The 16,853-nt window shown below is 69.7% G+C and carries 18 protein-coding genes and 1 CRISPR repeat array; of the genes, 9 read left to right on the plus strand and 9 right to left on the minus strand.

What is annotated here, in order from left to right:
* The 3 genes from Mterra_RS10755 to typA all read right to left on the minus strand — a co-directional run.
* Positions 1–435 (minus strand): FAD-binding protein (locus Mterra_RS10755; protein ID WP_218022922.1); only part of this gene is annotated, 435 nt, incomplete at its 3' end.
* A gap of 83 nt (positions 436–518) precedes the next feature.
* A complete protein-coding gene (locus tag Mterra_RS10760) occupies positions 519–977 on the minus strand; it encodes a hypothetical protein (protein ID WP_119315190.1) in 459 nt (152 codons plus the stop codon).
* A gap of 206 nt (positions 978–1,183) precedes the next feature.
* On the minus strand, positions 1,184–3,013 hold the full coding sequence (gene typA, locus Mterra_RS10765; RefSeq protein WP_119315191.1) for a translational GTPase TypA: 1,830 nt from the start codon (positions 3,011–3,013) through the stop codon (positions 1,184–1,186).
* Between the two features lie 396 nt (positions 3,014–3,409).
* On the opposite strand from typA, the gene Mterra_RS10770 reads away from it, so the two are divergent.
* Positions 3,410–3,883: a Uma2 family endonuclease gene (locus Mterra_RS10770; RefSeq protein WP_245971597.1), complete on the plus strand. Its 474-nt coding sequence runs from the start codon at positions 3,410–3,412 to the stop codon at positions 3,881–3,883.
* A gap of 49 nt (positions 3,884–3,932) precedes the next feature.
* Here Mterra_RS10770 and Mterra_RS10775 read toward each other — a convergent pair whose 3' ends face one another.
* Both Mterra_RS10775 and Mterra_RS10780 read right to left on the minus strand, forming a co-directional pair.
* Positions 3,933–4,145: a hypothetical protein gene (locus Mterra_RS10775; protein ID WP_119315192.1), complete on the minus strand. Its 213-nt coding sequence runs from the start codon at positions 4,143–4,145 to the stop codon at positions 3,933–3,935.
* A 53-nt stretch (positions 4,146–4,198) separates the two neighbouring features.
* Entirely contained in the window at positions 4,199–4,879 is a 681-nt protein-coding gene (locus tag Mterra_RS10780; RefSeq protein WP_119315193.1) for a phosphatase PAP2 family protein, read from the minus strand.
* 123 nt (positions 4,880–5,002) lie between these two features.
* On the opposite strand from Mterra_RS10780, the gene Mterra_RS10785 reads away from it, so the two are divergent.
* From Mterra_RS10785 to Mterra_RS10820, 8 genes are all read left to right on the plus strand, one after another.
* Positions 5,003–5,971 (plus strand): alpha/beta hydrolase, encoded by a 969-nt coding sequence (locus tag Mterra_RS10785; RefSeq protein WP_119315194.1) that lies wholly within the window; start codon positions 5,003–5,005, stop codon positions 5,969–5,971.
* A 42-nt stretch (positions 5,972–6,013) separates the two neighbouring features.
* On the plus strand, positions 6,014–6,910 hold the full coding sequence (locus Mterra_RS10790; RefSeq protein ID WP_119315195.1) for an SPFH domain-containing protein: 897 nt from the start codon (positions 6,014–6,016) through the stop codon (positions 6,908–6,910).
* A gap of 67 nt (positions 6,911–6,977) precedes the next feature.
* Positions 6,978–7,163 (plus strand): type II toxin-antitoxin system antitoxin, encoded by a 186-nt coding sequence (locus Mterra_RS10795; protein ID WP_119315196.1) that lies wholly within the window; start codon positions 6,978–6,980, stop codon positions 7,161–7,163.
* 1 nt (position 7,164) lies between these two features.
* Complete coding sequence (locus Mterra_RS10800) at positions 7,165–7,569, plus strand: hypothetical protein (RefSeq protein ID WP_176582524.1); 405 nt, start codon at positions 7,165–7,167, stop codon at positions 7,567–7,569.
* Positions 7,570–7,588: 19 nt separating this feature from the next.
* Positions 7,589–7,765, plus strand: coding sequence for a hypothetical protein (locus tag Mterra_RS10805; protein WP_176582525.1), 177 nt, complete (start codon positions 7,589–7,591; stop codon positions 7,763–7,765).
* An 8-nt stretch (positions 7,766–7,773) separates the two neighbouring features.
* Positions 7,774–8,250: a methyltransferase family protein gene (locus Mterra_RS10810; RefSeq protein ID WP_119315197.1), complete on the plus strand. Its 477-nt coding sequence runs from the start codon at positions 7,774–7,776 to the stop codon at positions 8,248–8,250.
* A complete protein-coding gene (locus Mterra_RS10815) occupies positions 8,247–9,164 on the plus strand; it encodes an ABC transporter ATP-binding protein (RefSeq protein ID WP_119315198.1) in 918 nt (305 codons plus the stop codon). The genes Mterra_RS10810 and Mterra_RS10815 overlap by 4 nt, the downstream gene beginning before the upstream one ends.
* Entirely contained in the window at positions 9,161–9,979 is an 819-nt protein-coding gene (locus Mterra_RS10820; protein WP_119315199.1) for an ABC transporter permease subunit, read from the plus strand. Before Mterra_RS10815 ends, Mterra_RS10820 begins: the two co-directional genes overlap by 4 nt.
* Before the next feature lie 114 nt (positions 9,980–10,093).
* A CRISPR array of direct repeats spans positions 10,094–11,162; the repeat unit is 29 nt; unit sequence GTTTTCCCCGCACACGCGGGGATGAACCG.
* A gap of 461 nt (positions 11,163–11,623) precedes the next feature.
* Here the strand turns inward: Mterra_RS10820 and Mterra_RS10830 are convergent.
* The 4 genes from Mterra_RS10830 to Mterra_RS10845 form a co-directional block, all read right to left on the minus strand.
* Entirely contained in the window at positions 11,624–12,637 is a 1,014-nt protein-coding gene (locus Mterra_RS10830; RefSeq protein ID WP_119315201.1) for an ArsR/SmtB family transcription factor, read from the minus strand.
* 7 nt (positions 12,638–12,644) lie between these two features.
* Positions 12,645–12,875: a hypothetical protein gene (locus tag Mterra_RS10835; RefSeq protein ID WP_119315202.1), complete on the minus strand. Its 231-nt coding sequence runs from the start codon at positions 12,873–12,875 to the stop codon at positions 12,645–12,647.
* Positions 12,876–12,979: 104 nt separating this feature from the next.
* A complete protein-coding gene (locus Mterra_RS10840; RefSeq protein ID WP_119315203.1) occupies positions 12,980–13,723 on the minus strand; it encodes an HAD family hydrolase in 744 nt (247 codons plus the stop codon).
* Between the two features lie 166 nt (positions 13,724–13,889).
* The gene (locus Mterra_RS10845; RefSeq protein WP_119315204.1) at positions 13,890–16,622 is read right to left on the minus strand and encodes an EAL domain-containing protein; all 2,733 of its coding nucleotides are present in this window, start codon (positions 16,620–16,622) and stop codon (positions 13,890–13,892) included.
* Positions 16,623–16,853 lie beyond the last annotated feature (231 nt).

Below are 16,853 nucleotides of genomic sequence, written 5' to 3' on the forward strand. Positions count from 1 at the left end.
CGCCGCGAGCGACCCCAGCCCCAGCCCCGAGCCGTGCGTCGCGGTGCTCACCGCCCCGGCGATGCTCTGCCGGTCGATGTCGCCCATGTTGGGCAGCGCCTGCCCGACCTCCTGGAGCATGGGCCCGAGCTCGTACAGCCGCGTCCCGCCCCACACCGTGGCGGTGTGCCGCTGCGGGTCGTGGGCCAGCAGCCCGGTGAGCCGGTCCAGCGAGAGCAGCAGGTGCTCGGTGGGCACCAGCGGCGTGAAGGAGTGCCCGGCCCCCACCACCCGCACGCTGGGGGCCCGGGCCACGAGAGCCCGTAGCTCGTCCTCGCTCGAGGGCATCTGGCGCTCGGCAGGGCTGAATCGCACGCCGCCCGACCAGTTCGACCATTCCTCGACAGCGGAAGATGGGGAGAGATTGCCCTCTCGCAGGGCGAGACGTCGGGACATAGGGTGGCCTCGAGGGTGATTCTCGAGGCCCCGATGGGGCCTCGTCAAGCGCTCGGCGGCAAGTCAACCCGGCGTTCCGGAGTTCAGGAGTCATCCGGCTCGGGCAAGGCCGCGAGGTCGGCGAGGTCCTTGGGCCTGCCGCTGGCCAGCTTGTTCTTGCGCAGGCTCAGCAAATCGATGACCGGGATCGCTAGGCCGTCAACTTCGACCATCACCCGTCGGGCATAGCATTCGGCGAATTCCACCCCGTCAATCTCCGTCACAATCTCCAAGCGGTAGGGAGGCACGCCCAGGCGGTATATGTCCCCCGGCTCAAAACGGATCTGGCTCGCGTCGGCAGCAAACCCGAATTGAGCGAGTGCCTGCCGGACACGTTCAGCATTCTCAGCACTGGTTGAAACCCACACGTCCATGTCGGCAGTAGCCCGCACGTAGCCGTAGTAACCGACGGCATACCCGCCGATCAGCAGGTACTCAGCTCCGTTCTCGTTTAGCAACCTCAAAAACTCGCGGAAGTCGGGGTACAGGGCTCTGAGTTGCATAAAACATCCGCCTCAATAATTCGATGCCGCGGAAACGGTCCTCGGGCGTCTGCTTGAGCCAGAACCTGAGGTCCTCGGCAGGATCGATCCCGTCGAAGGTGGTGACCTCGAATTTGGTTTTATCCAGCCGGGATTCGAGGGGCATGTTCACATTGTAGAAGAAAAAAGAGCAGGGAAACCCTGCTCCGGTTTGGCTCACTGCCGGCTCAGACCACCTCGGCCCGCTTGCGCTGGGAGGGGTCGAGCACCCGCTTGCGCAGCCGCAGGCTCTTGGGCGTGACCTCGAGCAGCTCGTCGGGGGCCAGGAACTCCAGGGCCTCCTCGAGCGTGAACTTGCGCGGGGGGATCAGGCGGATGTTCTCGTCGGAGCCGGCGGCCCGCACGTTGGTGAGCTTCTTGTTGATGCAGACGTTGACGTTGAGGTCGTTGTCGCGGGAGTTCTCGCCCACGATCATGCCCACGTAGACCTCGGTGCCGGGGTCGATGAAGAAGCTGATGCGCTCCTGCAGGCGGTGGAGGCTGTAGGCGAAGGCCACGCCCGCCTCCATCGCCACCGCGCTGCCGGTGGTGCGGGTCTCGAGCGCGCCCACGTGCGGCCCGTAGCTGTGGAAGTTGTGGCTCATCACGCCCTCGCCGGCGGTGAGGGTGAGGAAGAGGGTGCGGAAGCCGAAGAGGGCCCGGGCCGGGACGGTGAATTCGGCGCGCACGCGCCCGCCAGGGGTACCGGCTCCGCCGGGGTGCTGGCGCACCTGACCTGGCTCCTGCTCCATGTGCACCATCTGGGCCTTGCGGGTGCCCAGCGCCTCCATCACGGGGCCGAACTTGGCCTCGGGGACGTCCACCACCAGGTACTCGTAGGGCTCGTGCACCTGGCCGTCCACCTCCTTCAGCAGCACGCTGGGCTGGCCCACGCTGAACTCGAAGCCCTCGCGGCGCATGGTCTCCAGCAGCACGCTCAGGTGCAGCTCGCCGCGCCCGTGCAGCTCGAAGGTGTCGGGCGTGACCTCGATGACGCGGAGTGCGACGTTGGTCTCGAGCTCCTTCATCAGGCGCTCGCGGATCTGGCGGCTGGTGACGAACTTGCCCTCCCGGCCCGCGAAGGGCGAGGTGTTGGGGGTCATGGTGACGCTGACGGTGGGCTCGTCCACCGCCAGGCGGGGCAGGGCCTCGGGGGCCTCCTTGGCGGCGAGGGTGTCGCCGATCTCCACGCCCTCCATGCCCGCGATGGCCACGATGTCGCCGGGGGTCACCTCCTCGACCTCGAGGCGCTCGAGGCCCTGGTGGGTGAAGGCCGCCACCACCTTGACGTCGCGGTTGCCGTGCTCGCCCACGATGGTGATGACCTGGCCCTTGCGCACGGTGCCGCGGTGCACCTTGCCCAGCGCGATCTTGCCCAGGAAGTTGGAGTAGTCGAGGTTGGCGACGCGCAGTTGGAAGGGGCCCTCCTCGATGCGGGGGGCGGGGATGTGGGTCAGGATGACCTGGAAGAGGTCCTCGAGGTCGTCCTTCTTAGCCTCGCCCAGCCAGGCCGCGCCCTCGCGCCCGACGGCGTAGAGGTAGGGGAAGTCGAGCTGTTCCTCGGAGGCGCCGAGCTCGGCCATGAGGTCGAAGGTCTCGTTCAGGACCTCGTCGGGCCGGGCGTCGCGCTTGTCCACCTTGTTGATGACCACGATGGGCTTGAGCCCCGCCTCGACGGCCTTCTTGAGCACGAAGCGGGTCTGGGGCATGGGGCCCTCGGCGGCGTCTACGAGCAACAGCACCCCGTCCACCATGCTCAGCGCCCGCTCGACCTCCCCGCCGAAGTCGGCGTGGCCGGGGGTGTCCACGATGTTGATCTTGACGTCGTTCCACACGACGGCGGTGTTCTTCGCCAGGATGGTGATGCCGCGCTCGCGCTCGAGGTCGTTGGAGTCCATGATGCGCTCGCCCCCCACGTCGTGGCGGGAGAGGGCCTTGGCCTGCTTGAGCATGGCGTCCACGAGCGTTGTCTTGCCGTGGTCCACGTGCGCGATGATCGCGATGTTTCTGAGTTCCATATTGTCCTCTTCGGGGGATGGGTTGCCTCTCCCCGGCTCGGAGGAACGGCAACAGCACAACCTTCATAGTCTACTTGCCACGAAGGGGTTTGTACAGGGCAGGAAGCTATAGGAGAAAAGGCGAGCACGGGGGCTCGCCCCTACACCCGGCAATCGATCAGCGACGTACCCCGGCCTTTAGCGTCTCGCGTACGGCGTAGGACGTACGACCCGCACCCGGCGTTTGGCGTCTTGCGTATCGCGTACGCCGTACGGCTCATGGCGCTCGGCAGGGCCGCACTATAATCACACTGACCATGCCCGCGAGCGTGCCCCGCCCCGCCCGACTGAGCAGGCGAGGAGTGGCTCGAGCTGGGGAAGCAGACCAGCTCGCGCTACGAGTACCTCGACGGCTTCGTGTACGCGGTGGCCGGGGAGAGCCAGGCGCACAACGACATCGCGGCCAACGTCAACGAGGTCCTGCGGCCCAAAGCCCGGGCCAAAGGCTGCCGCTACGCCTTCCACGACATGCAGACCTGGGTCAAGGCGCTCAACCGCTACTACTACCCCGACGTGGCGATTAGCTGCGCCGACGAGCCCAGCGCCCACGAGATCCACCAGCCCTGCTTCATCCTCGAGGTGCTCCCCCCCTCCACCGCCGACAAGGACCGCCGGGAGAAGCTCGAGGCCTACTTCAGGATCCCCACCCTAAAGACCTACGCCCTGGTCTCGCAGGAGGAGAAGCGGGTGGAGGTCTACCAGCGGACCCGCTGGAACGTGGTGTGGAGCGAGGTCGTCAACGACGGGGGGTTCGAGGTCCCCTGCCTTGGGGAGACGCTCGCCCTCGAGCAGGTCTACGCCGGGCTGGACGTGGCCGAGGTGCGGGAGTAGGCGGCACCCAAGGCCCCCGCCCAGGGGGTCCGGTGGGCCGGGCCTGCCGCTACCCAAGGTAAACGCTGGGGTCGGGAGTTTCCGCTTTGGGGGGTTCGTTGCTCGGTTCCTGGCTCATCAAAAGCAGCAGGAAAGTCTCGGTGGAGGGCGTTTCGGCACGGCGGATCTCGGAGGCGATGGTCTTGGCGAGCTTGGGCAGCAGCTGGCTCAGCGCCCGTTCGGGGTCTTCCGTTGGGGGCAAAACGGCCAGCAGCTTCTCCATAGGGAATTAAGCCTACACCTGCCCCGCCGGGGGCACAAGCCGCTTTCCGGTCTTCATGAACCCGCCCGTTCTCCGGAAGGGGGGAGCGCCGGGCGGATGCGCGAGCGCAGCACCTGGCGCAGGCCCAGCACCCAGGCCACCGAGGCCAGCCAGCCCCCCAGCACGTCGGAGGGGTAGTGGGCCCCGGCGTAGACCCGCGAGACCCCCACCAGCAGCGCGAAGGGCACCCCCAGCAGCACGGCCCACCAGCGCCAGCGGGTGTACCACGCCAGCACCACGAGCGCGCTCACGAAGGCCGCGCTGCCGGTGGCGTGGCCGCTGGGGAAGCTGTAGTTGGGCTCGAGCACCAGCGGGGTGAAGAGGTCGGGGCGCTCGCGCCCGAAGAAGGCCTTGGCGAGGAGGTTGAGCCCGGCCGCGCCCCCCACGGCGAAGGCGAAGAACCAGCCCTTCCAGGGCTGGCGGGTGGAGAGGAAGTAGGCGAAGATCGCCAGCGACAAGGGGCCCAGCACCTCCACACCGCCCAGGAAGCGCAGCGCGAGGGCGGCCTGGTCGAGCCAGGGCGCGGCGAAGCCGTTGAAGCGCTCGCTCAGCCAGCGGTCGAGGCGCATGTCCTCCCGCTGAAGGACGTCCTCGGCCAAGTCGCCCAGGATCAACAGCGGCAGGAGCACCCCGAAGAACAGCAGCAGCAGCCGGCCGCTGTTCTGCCGGTAGATCTTCAGGACGCGGCTCCACATAGCGGTTCCAGGCTAAACCGGGCAGCTTTGGCCGGGCTGAGGACCCCCGGAGCGCCGGGCCCCTCCCGACGCGGCGTTGACATCCACTTTCAAAGTGATATCATTTTGCTAACAGGAGGCATCATGGCACGCATCCCCATCGTCGTAGGGTTCATCGCCGCAGCCGCCGGGCTGCTGGGCGAAGCCGAGGCCGCCCAGGAGGTGGTGCTCGAGACCCCCACCGGCAGGCTCTACGCCACCCTCGAGCTGCCCGCCGCCAACCCGCCGTACCCGGTGGCCCTCATCCACCCCGGCTCCGGCCCCACCGACCGCGACGGCAACAGCCCGCTGCTCCCCGGGAAGAACGACAGCCTGAAGCTGCTGGCCGAGGGGCTCGCCGCGCGGGGCATCGCCAGCCTGCGCGTGGACAAGCGGGGCATCGGCAAGAGCGCCGGCGCGCTGGCCCGCGAGGAGGACGTGCGCCTGGAGAACTTCGTCGAGGACGCGGCGGCCTGGCTCGAGTGGCTGCGCCGCGACGGGCGCTTCGGCAAGCGGGCCGTGATCGGGCACAGCGAGGGCTCGCTCATCGGGATGCTCGCCGCCCAGCGGGCCGGGGCCGACGCCTTCGTCTCGCTGGCGGGGCCGGGCCGGCCGCTGGGGCAGATCCTGCTCGAGCAGCTCAAGCCGCAGCTCCCTCCCGCCCTGTACCCGGAGGCCGAGCGGGTGGTGAAGGAGCTCGAGGCCGGGCGCGCCGTGCCCGAGGCCAGCATCCAGCTCCCCCCGCAGCTCACGGCGCAGCTCTTCCGCGCCAGCGTGCAGCCCTACTTAATCTCGGTCTTCCGCCACGACCCCGCGCGGGAGATCGGCAAGCTCAACGTCCCGGTGCTCGTCGTGCAGGGCACCACCGACCTCCAGGTGAGCCCCGCCGAGGCCGAGGCCCTGGCCGCCGGCAACCCCAAGGCCCAGAAGGTGCTCGTCGAGGGCATGAACCACGTGCTCAAGCGCGCCCCCGCCGACCCCCAGGCCAACATCGCCGCCTACAGCGACCCCAAGCTGCCGCTGGCGGAGGGCCTGTTGGAGGCCGTGGTACGCTTCCTGCAGGCTTCGCTCTAGACACACCCACACCGCTCATCGCCAACGCTTATAGGAGGCCGTATGAACGTCACCCGCGAGAAGAGGGCCCTGGCGCTGCCGGGGATTCTGGGCCTGATCCTGGTGCTGGGGCTGCTGGGTTGGGGCGGCCTGCAATTCCGCGACTTCGTCCTCGAGGTCATCGGCAGCCGCGCGAACGAGCAGGCCGAGCTGCCCACGCTGCTGTACGGGCTGGGCGCGATCGTGCTGAGCTTCATCCTGATGGGGGGCTTCCTGGTGGTGCAGCCCAACGAGGCCCGCGTCCTCACCTTCTTGGGCAAGTACACCGGCAGCATCACCCGCGACGGCTGGTACTGGGTCAACCCCTTCGCCAAGAAGCAGAAGCTGAGCCTGAAGGTCAACAACTTCAACTCCGAGCGGCTGAAGGTCAACGACGCGACGGGCAACCCCATCGAGATCGCGGCGGTGATCGTCTGGCGCGTGACCGACAGCGCCCGCGCCACCTTCGACGTGGAGGACTACCAGGAGTTCGTGGCGATCCAGTCCGAGACCGCCATCCGCGCCCTCGCCAGCCGCTACCCCTACGACACCCACGACGGCACCGAGTCGCTGCGCGGCAACCCCGACGAGGTGGGCGACGAGCTGCGCAAGGAGCTGCACAAGCGCCTCGAGATCGCCGGCCTCGACGTGCTCGAGGCCCGCATCTCCCACCTGGCCTACGCCCCCGAGATCGCCCAGGCCATGCTGCGCCGCCAGCAGGCCCAGGCGGTGATCGCCGCGCGGCAGAAGATCGTCGAGGGCGCGGTGGGCATGGTCAAGCAGGCCCTCGAGCAGCTCAAGAGCGAGGGGGTGGTGGACCTCGACGAGGAGCGCAAGGCCGCCATGGTCAACAACCTGCTGGTGGCCCTGGTCTCCGAGTCGGAGGCCTCGCCCATCATCAACACGGGCAGCTTGTACTGACGGGCCGGTGGCTCGTGGCCCGGAGTAAGCCGCAAGCCACAGGCCACCCGCCACGAGCCGTGTAGTTATGGCCGAGAAGAAGAAATTCCTCCTGCGCATCGACCCCGAGCTCTACGAGGCGCTCGAGCGCTGGGCCGACGACGAGTTCCGCAGCGTCAACGCCCAGATCGAGTTCGTGCTGCGCGAGTCGGTGCGCAGGGCGGGGCGGCTGAGGGCGAAAGCCCAGCCCGAGGCCCCCGCGGAGGAGGACTGAGATGACCAAGCAGCGCGTCAGCGGGAGGGTCGGCGGCCTCAGCGCCGGCTACGACGTCAACCTGACCTGGGACGGCGCCCGCCTCACGGGCCGCGTCGGCGGGGCGCACCAGGGCAAGGACGTAGACCTCAGCGTCGGCGACGGCCGGGTGAGCGGGCGGGTGGGGGGGCGGCACGCCGGCTTCGACGTGCGGGGCACCCTGGGGCCCCAGGCCCTGAGCCTGCGCCTGGGCGGGGCCACCCTCGGCAAGGACCTGCGCCTCGAGCTCGGCCGCACCCGCTTCACCGGGCGGCTGGGCGGCCCGAGGATCGGGCACGACGTCATCTACCTCGGACTGAAGTCCGGGGCTTGCAGGTGGCACGATAGTTATGAATGGCATCTCATACCCCCGCGTTCGGCTGGATGACAGCAGCCCGGCGGCCAATGTGAGCCTCAAGACCACCGTGCCCAACCGCCTCAGCGGGCGCATCGGGGGGCGCGTGGACGGCAAGGACGTGCGCCTGTCCACCGCCGCGCCGCTCGAGGTCGCCGCGCTGGCCGCCGTGATCGCCTTCGAGGCGCTCGAGCAGGACCACCAGTCCAGCGCCGCCGCCTCGAGCTGAAGGGCGCTATGGTCTGGCTCAAGGCCCTGCTCTTCACCCTGGTGGCCCCCGCCACGGTGGTGCTGTGGGTCCCCCTGTGGCTGCTGGGCTGGAGCTACCCCCGCCCCGCCCTCGCCTGGCAGTGGCTGGGGCTGCTGCCCGTCGCCCTGGGCGCCGCGGTCTACCTGGGGTGCGTGTGGGACTTCGCGGCCCGCGGGCGCGGCACCCCGGCCCCCCTCGACCCGCCCAAAACACTGGTGGTGCAGGGGCTCTACCGCCGGGTGCGCAACCCCATGTACCTGGGCGTGGGGCTGATGCTGCTGGGCGAGGCGCTGCTCTTCGGCTCGTGGAGGCTGCTGCTGTACGCCCTGCTGGTCTTGTCGGCCTTTCATCTCTTCGTCATTTTCTACGAGGAACCTAACCTGAGGCGGCGCTTCGGGGCGGCGTACGCCGACTACTGCCGCCGCGTGCCCCGCTGGGTGCCCCGCCTCGGCGAACCCCTATGAACCCCGTGATCCAGGCCCACCAGCTCAGCCGCCGCTTCGGCGAGACCCTGGCCCTCGACGGGCTGGGCCTCGAGGTCGCGCAGGGCGAGGTCTTCGGCTTTTTGGGCCACAACGGCGCGGGCAAGACCACCACCGTGCGCCTCTTGAACGGGGTGCTCGAGCCCACCTCCGGCCAGGCCGTGGTGCTGGGCCTCTCCCCCACCCGCGACGGCCCCGCCCTGCGCCGCCGCACCGGCGTGCTCACCGAGACCCCCGCCGTGGACGAGCGGCTCAGCGCCCGGGAGAACCTCGAGATCTACGCCCGGCTCTACGGCCTGAGCCCCGCCCAGGCCCGCGCCCGCGCGGCGCAGCTGCTCGAGCAGTTCGGCCTGGCCGGGCGGGCCGACGAGCGGGTGGGCGGCTACAGCAAGGGCATGAAGCAGCGGCTGGCCCTGGCGCGGGTGCTCCTGCACGACCCCGAGCTGATCTTCCTCGACGAGCCCACCTCCGGCTTAGACCCCGTGGCCGCGCGCGAGGTCCACGAGCTCATCCGCGGGCTCCAGGCCGCCGGGCGCACGGTCTTCCTCACCACCCACAACCTGGCCGAGGCCCAGCTGCTCTGCCACCGGGTGGCGGTGCTCGAGCGGGGCCGGCTGCGGGCCATCGGCACCCCGGAGGAGCTGGCCCGGCGGCTGGGCGGCGTGCGGCTGGTGCTCGAGGTCACCCCCGCCGCCCTGCCCGCCGCCCTGAGCCTGCTGCCCAAGGCCGAGCGGCTCGAGAACGGCAGCCTGGCGGTGCCCGGCGTCCGGCGCGAGGAAGTCCCCGTGCTGGTGAGCCGCCTGGCCGCGGGCGGGGTCGGGCTGTACCGGGTGAGCCTGGAGGAGCCCTCGCTCGAGGACGTCTACTTCGCCCTGCACGCCGAGGAGGCCCCGTGAACCGCGACGCCCTGTTCGCCGTGCTGCGCAAGGACCTGCTGGCCGTCACCCGCAGCCGCGGGGTGATGATCCCCATCGTGCTGGTGCCCGTCGTGATGCTGGTGCTGCTGCCGCTGCTGGTGAGCTTCGCCCCCCAGCTCACCAACCTCCCCGGCAACACCCTCTCCGAGCTCCAGACCTTCCTCGAGCGCGCCCCCGCCGCCCTCAGGGCCTCGGTGGCGGGTTACAGCCCCGCGCAGCAGGTCGTGGTGCTGGCGCTGGTCTACTTCTTCGCCCCGCTCTACCTGATCCTGCCGCTGATGGTCTCCTCGGTGATCGCCGCCGACAGCTTCGCCGGGGAGAAGGAGCGCAAGACCCTCGAGGCCCTGTTCTACACCCCCACCTCCGACCGCGAGCTCTTCCTCGCCAAGGCCCTCTCCCCCTGGCTGGCCGCCGTGCTCATCGGGCTGCTGGGCTTCGCGGTCTACAGCGCGGTGGGCAACCTCGTAGCCTGGAACCTGCTGGGCCGGCTGCTCTTCCCCAACTGGCTGTGGGCCGCGCTCGCGCTGTGGCTGGGCCCCGCCGTGGCCGCGCTCAGCCTGGGCGTGACCGTGCTGGTCTCGGCCCGCGTGAACACCTTCCAGGAGGCCATGCAGCTCGGCGGGGTGATCGTGCTGCCGGTGGTGGCCCTGGTGATCGGGCAGGCCACCGGCGTGATGTACGTCAGCACCGGCCTAGTCCTGCTGCTGGGCTTGGCGGTCTGGGCCCTCAACGCCCTGGTGCTCACCCTGGCCTTCCGCCTGTTCCGCCGCGACAACCTGGCCTCGAGGCTGTGAGCGCCCGCCCGGTGCTAGGATGGGTCCATCGACCCTAGGGGTTGGTGATCCTTGAAAACCGGCTCGAGACACTTCGGGGGGCTCGAGGGGCAGTTTTTCTCGGTAGAACCAAGTGTTTTCCCCGCACACGCGGGGATGAACCGATGGATATCGCAAAGATCAAGAAGTCTCGTAGGTTTTCCCCGCACACGCGGGGATGAACCGAGCGGGGTCGAACCACGGATTACGCAGCAAACCGTTTTCCCCGCACACGCGGGGATGAACCGACGGTCGCCCCCGCCCAGGTCACAACGACCTTGTTTTCCCCGCACACGCGGGGATGAACCGGACCGAGCCCCACTCGCTATAGACCTATCCCTGTTTTCCCCGCACACGCGGGGATGAACCGAGACGACGCCTACGGTCTGGCCTTCATCAAGGGTTTTCCCCGCACACGCGGGGATGAACCGAAAGTGGCGGAACCCTCGACGCGGGCCACCCGGTTTTCCCCGCACACGCGGGGATGAACCGGGCACGGTGGCGGTGGGCACGTTGAGGCCCGAGTTTTCCCCGCACACGCGGGGATGAACCGGTGGACGTCGTCGCCGCCGGGCCGACCGGCAAGTTTTCCCCGCACACGCGGGGATGAACCGACCGCGAAGGAGTGGCTGGAGGAGTTTTTGGGGTTTTCCCCGCACACGCGGGGATGAACCGTCGCAGGCCCGCAGCTCCCGCCACTCCACCCGGTTTTCCCCGCACACGCGGGGATGAACCGCTGCCGGGAGGGCAGCTCCAGCGTGCTGAGGTCGTTTTCCCCGCACACGCGGGGATGAACCGGCGGCCATCCGCCGGGCCCGCGAGCAGGAGCAGTTTTCCCCGCACACGCGGGGATGAACCGCCCGCCACGGGAGGTGATCAGTAATGCCCCGGGTTTTCCCCGCACACGCGGGGATGAACCGTTGGCGAAGATCTCGACGCCGTACTCGTTGTAGTTTTCCCCGCACACGCGGGGATGAACCGCTCAGGCTCCACTCGGAGCCCTGCTCGATGTGCGTTTTCCCCGCACACGCGGGGATGAACCGATGCCCCTCCCGCCTGGTCACGGGAGGGGGTTGTTTTCCCCGCACACGCGGGGATGAACCGATGCCCCTCCCGCCTGGTCACGGGAGGGGGTTGTTTTCCCCGCACACGCGGGGATGAACCAGTGCTGTAAGGTTCGTAAGGTTCGGCACGGTTGGCTACTGCGGAGGCACAAAAACCCCTCGAGGTGCCCTGTGGATGTTCCTCGAGGAGAGGGTTGGTCTAAGGCTATAGCACAGCCCGCACTAACTGCTTGTGCCAGGCAGGGTCCGCCTCCTGCAGCAGCCAGTCGCGAGCGCCAGGGGCGTCGCCGCCCGCGGCCACAGCTTCACGGTTGATCCGGCGGTACTCGGCTAGCGTCCATCGACCCGAGGCCTTGAGCTGCTCGACCTCTACGGCGAGCTGGCGCATCCGGAACCAATTGATTTTGGTCGGCGTAGCGGCCATGTCAATCCCTCGCACCGATCATCCGGCGAACCTTTCCCCTGACGCAGCTATCCGCCACCAGTTGTCAGCGTCTTGCGTCTTGCGTCTTGCGTTTTGCGTACGGCGTAGGACGTACGACGTACGACCCGCGTTCACCCCTTAAATCACCAGCGCCAGCGGCCTCTCCAACTCCCCGTACGCCTCGAGCAGGCTCTCCCCGATGGGGCTGAGCTTGTAGAACACGCTCTTGCCGTGGCGCTGGGTGGCGACCAGGCCCGTCTCGCGCAGCCAGCCCAGGTGCTGCGAGACGGCGCTGGGGCTGACGTCGAAGAGGTAGGCCAGTTCGCGGGTGGTGGAGGGCGTGACCAGGTACTTGAGCAGCCGGGCGCGGTTGTGGCCCAGCAGCTTCTCGAGCGCCTCCGCCGCCGGGGGCGGTTCGGGGCACCACAGCCCGGCGGTGCCTCGAGCGCCGTATTGTAGGGTTTCCTGCCAGGGGGGCTCGAACATCAGGGTGTGGTCGGCGAAGACCGAGGGGATCAGCAGCAGCCCGCGGCCCGAGAGGTCGATCTCGCTGTCCCAGCCGTGCTTGACGATCTGAAGGGTGCGGTTTTGGTAGCGCAGGGCGGGGTGGAGCTCGTTGAAGAGCTTTTCGGGGCCCTCCAGGGCGAAGATGCGGGCGCGGTACATCACGTCGGCCTCGAGCAGGGTGCGCAGGCGCGTCCAGTGGTGGGCCAGGGTGCGCTCCCAGTAGAGGTGCAGGGTGTCGGCCAGGCGCTCGAGCGAGCCGCGGGGGTCGCGCAGGTAGGGCTCGAAGCCCTCGCGCAGCGCGGGGGTGACCGCCTGCGGCCAGCTCTCCAGGACGTTGCGGATGTCCTGCGCGACGAGCTCGTGGGGGGTCTGGAGCAGGTGCTCGACCTCGGCGGCGAAGTCGGGCAGGGGCGTGGTGGGCGGGGGGGTGAGGAAGTCGGGGTACCCCCCCATCGCCACCAGCGCCTCGAGCGGCCCCAGGTCGGCCCCCTCCAGCGCCTCGCGGGCCTCGCGGATCCAGGGCAGGTGCAGCGGGTACTTCTCCGGCCTGCGCAGGGCGCGGTAGCTCGCCACCGCCTCCCACAGCGTGCTGAAGGCGAAGCGGACGCGGGCGAGGTCCTCGGCGGAGAGGTGGATGTTGACCACGGGGCTCCTAGCGCAAGCTTACCCCGGACACCCCCAGGCCCCGGATCAGCTCGCGGTGGTAGGGGCTCAGGCGCGTGGCCGCCCCCAGCAGGGTCTCGGCGAGGCGGAAGCGCCAGGTGCGGCAGGGGCGGGTTTGGGCCAGGTAGGCCTTCACCTCGCGGGCTTGCTCGGCCTCGCGCAGGTACTCTTGGCGGCGCAGTTGGCTCACTTGGAAGTCTTTTTCGTTCAGCCCGTACATTGCTCCCCCTCCTCTGCCCCGATTATGCGCCCGGCGTAAAGCCTCCGCCAAAGGATTAAGCAAAAGCCTAAATCGAAAGGCGGGCAAGTGGGGAAAATTGCTGTTCAGGACATGGCTTGAGCCAGCTCGAGCAGGTCGGCGACCACCCAGTCGGGGCGGGGCAGGTGGGCGGGGGCGTTCGCCGGCTTGCCGTGGGACTCGAGCTCCAGCTTCAGCTCGCGCTCGAGGATCGCCCCCAGCTCGGGGCGCCGCGCCCGCTCGGCCGCCGGGATCACCGCCCACTCCTCGGGCATGGTGCGCCACACCCACGCCGCCTTGATCCCGGCGGCGTTGGCGCCCCACACGTCCTGGCTGAGGATGTCGCCCGCGTGCACCGTTTCTTCCCCGTCGAGCCCGCGCCAGAACTCGGGCTGGGGCTTGACGTAGCCGCAGCGGTCGGGGGCGAGCATGAGGTCGTAGGCGAAGCCCAGGCGCTCGAGGATCACCCCCTGGTAAAGCGCGTAGCCGTTGGTGGCGACCGCGATCTTCCAGCCCCTCTCGCGCCACAGCCCGACGGCCGGGGCCACGTCGGGGAACAGCAGCGCGGGGTCGTACTGCGCCGCCTCGACCAGCTCGCGCACGCTGGGGAAGGGCTCCAGGCCAAGCTCCCGGCAGATCACCGCGTGGATGTCGTCCCAGTCGAAGGCCCGCACCGGCTCGGCCGAGGCCATCCGGCCCACGAACTCGCGGTGACGAAGGGCCCAGGCGTCCGGGTGGCGCTGGAAATAGGGCCGCAGCAGCGGGCCCACGCAGTGGCGGAAGGGCCAGTCGGCCAGGGTGCCGTCGAGGTCGAGGGTGATCCAGGGCATACGGGCTTACGATATGGGGTCTAGGGTCGATAGCCAAACGCCAAACGTATGCCGTAGGGGCGGGCCCCCGTGCCCGCCCTCTCCTCGCGCTACGGTCCACAAGCTGACGGCTGAAAGCTTACCGCCGTCCACCATGAGCCACGAGCCTATTGCCACCCGCCGCCCGCTACTTCGGCTGCATCCTCGAGCCCGGCGCCTCGAGCAGGGCGCTCACGGCGGGGCCGGGCATGGGCCTGGCGAAGTAGTAGCCCTGGCCCATGTCGCAGCCCAGGGCGCGCAGTTGCTCGAGCTGGTCGGCGGTCTCGATGCCCTCGGCCACCACGCGCAGGCGCAGGGCGCGGGCGAGGCCCATCACGGCGCTGACGATGGCCTGGTCGCCGCCGGCCTCGGTGAGGTCGCGCACGAAAGCGCGGTCCATCTTGAGCACCGCGACGGGGAAGCGCTTGAGGTAGCCCAGGCTGGAGTAGCCGGTGCCGAAGTCGTCGATGGCGAGCTGCACGCCCAGGGCCTTGAGGCGGCCCAGCGTGGCGACGGTGGCCTCGGCGTCGTCCATCACCACGCTCTCGGTGATCTCGAGCTCGAGCAATTGCGGGGGCAGGCCGGTCTGCTCGAGCACCTCCGCCACCTCCTCCACCAGCCGGGGGTGGCGGAACTGCCGCATGGAGAGGTTGACCGCCACGGCCAGGGGGGCGTGGTGGGGGTAGGCTTCCTGCCAGGCCTTGCCTTGGCGGCAGGCGGTCTCGAGCACCCAGCGCCCGATGGGCACGATCAGGCCGGTCTCCTCGGCCATGGGGATGAACTGGGCGGGCGGCACCAGGCCGCGCTCGGGGTGCTCCCAGCGCACCAAGGCCTCCAGGCCCACGACCTTCCCGCTCTTGAGGTCGTACTGCGGCTGGTAAAACACCCGGAACTCCCCGCGCTCGAGCGCCCGGCGCAGGTCGCTCTCCAGCCGCAGGTACTCCGAGGCCTGCGCGCCCATGCTGGCGTCGAAGACCTCGGTGCGGGCGCGGCCGTGGTTCTTGGCGCGGTACATCGCGATGTCGGCGTCGCGCAGCAGGTCGCTGGCGCTCTGCCCCACGCCGCTGCCCAGGGCGATGCCGATGCTGGCGCTGACGAAGACCTCCTGCCCCTCGAGCACGAAGGGCACCTCCAGGGCCTGGTTGATGCGCTCGGCCACCTGGCGGGGCACCTCGGCGTTGGGCACCTCCTCCAGCAGCACCGTGAACTCGTCCCCGCCCAGCCGCGCGGCGGTGTCCTCCCCGCGCAGGCAGCCGCGCAGGCGGCGGGCCACCTCCACCAAAAGCTGGTCGCCCTTCTCGTGGCCCAGGCTGTCGTTGACCAGCTTGAAGCGGTCGAGGTCCAGGAAGAGCAGCGCCACCGGCTTGCCCCGGCGCAGCGAGCGGGCCAGGGCCTGCTCGAGGCGCTCGGTGAAGAGGGTGCGGTTGGCGAGGCCGGTGAGGGGGTCGTAGAAGGCCTGCCGGGTGAGCTGGCGCTCGAGCCGCTTGCGCTCGGTGACGTCGTGGGCGACGACCAGCACCGCGTCGTGGCCCTCGAACTCGAGGGTGTGCGAGACGATCTCCACCTCGATGACGCGCCCGTCGTGGAGCTGGTGCCTCCACCCCTCGGAGTGCTGGAGCCGCGGCCGCTCCTGCCGGACGTCCTGCAGCACCGCCTCGCCCTCCTCGGGGGGCCGGATGTCGAGGATGGTCATGCCCAGGAACTCCTCGCGGCTGTAGCCGTACTTGTCCTGCGCCGCCTGGTTGACCGCCAAAAAGCGCAGGGTCTGGCGGTGGTAGACCCACATGGGCAGCGGGTGGTCCTCGAAGAGCATGCGGAAGGTGGCCTCGCTCTGCCGCAGCGCCTCCTGGGCCTGGTTGCGCTCGGTGACGTCGCGCACGTTGAGCACGACGCCCCGAACCTCGGGGTCGGCCAGGCGGTTGGTGCCGCGCAGCTCCACGTGGCGCCAGCCCCCGTCGCGGTGCCGCAGGCGCAGCTCGGCTTGGTAGGGGGCGCCGGGGTGCTCGAGCGTCCAGGCCAGCCCCTCGCGGGCGCGGGGGCGGTCGTCGGGGTGCAGGATCTCCCGCACGTTCTTGCCCAGCAGCTCCTCGGCCGCGAAGCCGAGCACCTTCTCCACCGCCGGGCTCACGTAGCGCATGACCCCGTCACGGTCCATCAGCACGATGATGTCGGAGGCGTGCTGCACCAGGGCCCGGAAGCGCTCGACGCCCTTGCGCATCAGGCGCTGCTCGGTGGCCGCCATCAGCCCGATGCGCCGGATGCGGTCGATCCGGTGGACCATCCCCAGCAGCAGCAAGGTCGCGGAGAAGCTGAGCAGGACCGTAGCCAAGTCGGCGACCTCCCGCGCGCGCGCGGCCAGGCCGGCGTACCGCCGTGCGGCGCCCTCGAGCGCCTCCTCGAGCGCGGCGAAGCTCAAGCCCGACGGGCCGGGGGCGGGCTCGAGCCGTTGGCGGTCCATGCTGATCCGCACCGCGGCCTCGTAGCTCTCCCAGGCGGCCTGCACGCGGGCGGCCACGGAGCCCACGTCCGGGGGCGTGAGCCAGCGGTCGAGCCAGCCGCCTTGCCGCACCAGACGGGAGAGCGCGTCCAGGTCGAGGCGGGCGTGGCGGCTGGTCTGCTCCAGCGCCGCCCTCGGCTCCGGGCGCCAGACCTGGGCGGTCTCGACCTCCAGCGCCCTCAGCGCGTAAGCCTCGGCCCGCACGTGCTCGACCAGGGCAGCGGCCCTCTGGCAGTCGTCCACGTAGCGGTTGAGCGCGATAACCCCTAACAGGCTGGTGACGGCGATGAAGAGCACGACCATCGGGAAAAAGCGCTCGAGCCAGAACGGCCCCCTCAGCGCCGGGGGGGCTTCAACGGTGTGGTACGGCGATTGGGACTGCATGGCTTCAGCCCAACTGTAAAACGGGCCGAGCCACCCGCGAGGCTATTTGTCACAACGGGGTGATGAGGTTCTAATTTTTGACCGGGTTGGGGGCGCCTTGGTCAAGGCGCCCTGCCCGGCGGGTCCGGTTTCAAGGTTGGGGCAGGCCCGTGAGAGCGCCCTCGAGCCCCGCGAAGGCCTTCTCGAGGTCGAAGCCCCCGCCCTGGGCCAGCGCCCCCTTGCCCCCGCCGC

The sequence above is a fragment of the Calidithermus terrae genome, assembly GCF_003574345.1.
GTDB lineage: Bacteria > Deinococcota > Deinococci > Deinococcales > Thermaceae > Calidithermus > Calidithermus chliarophilus.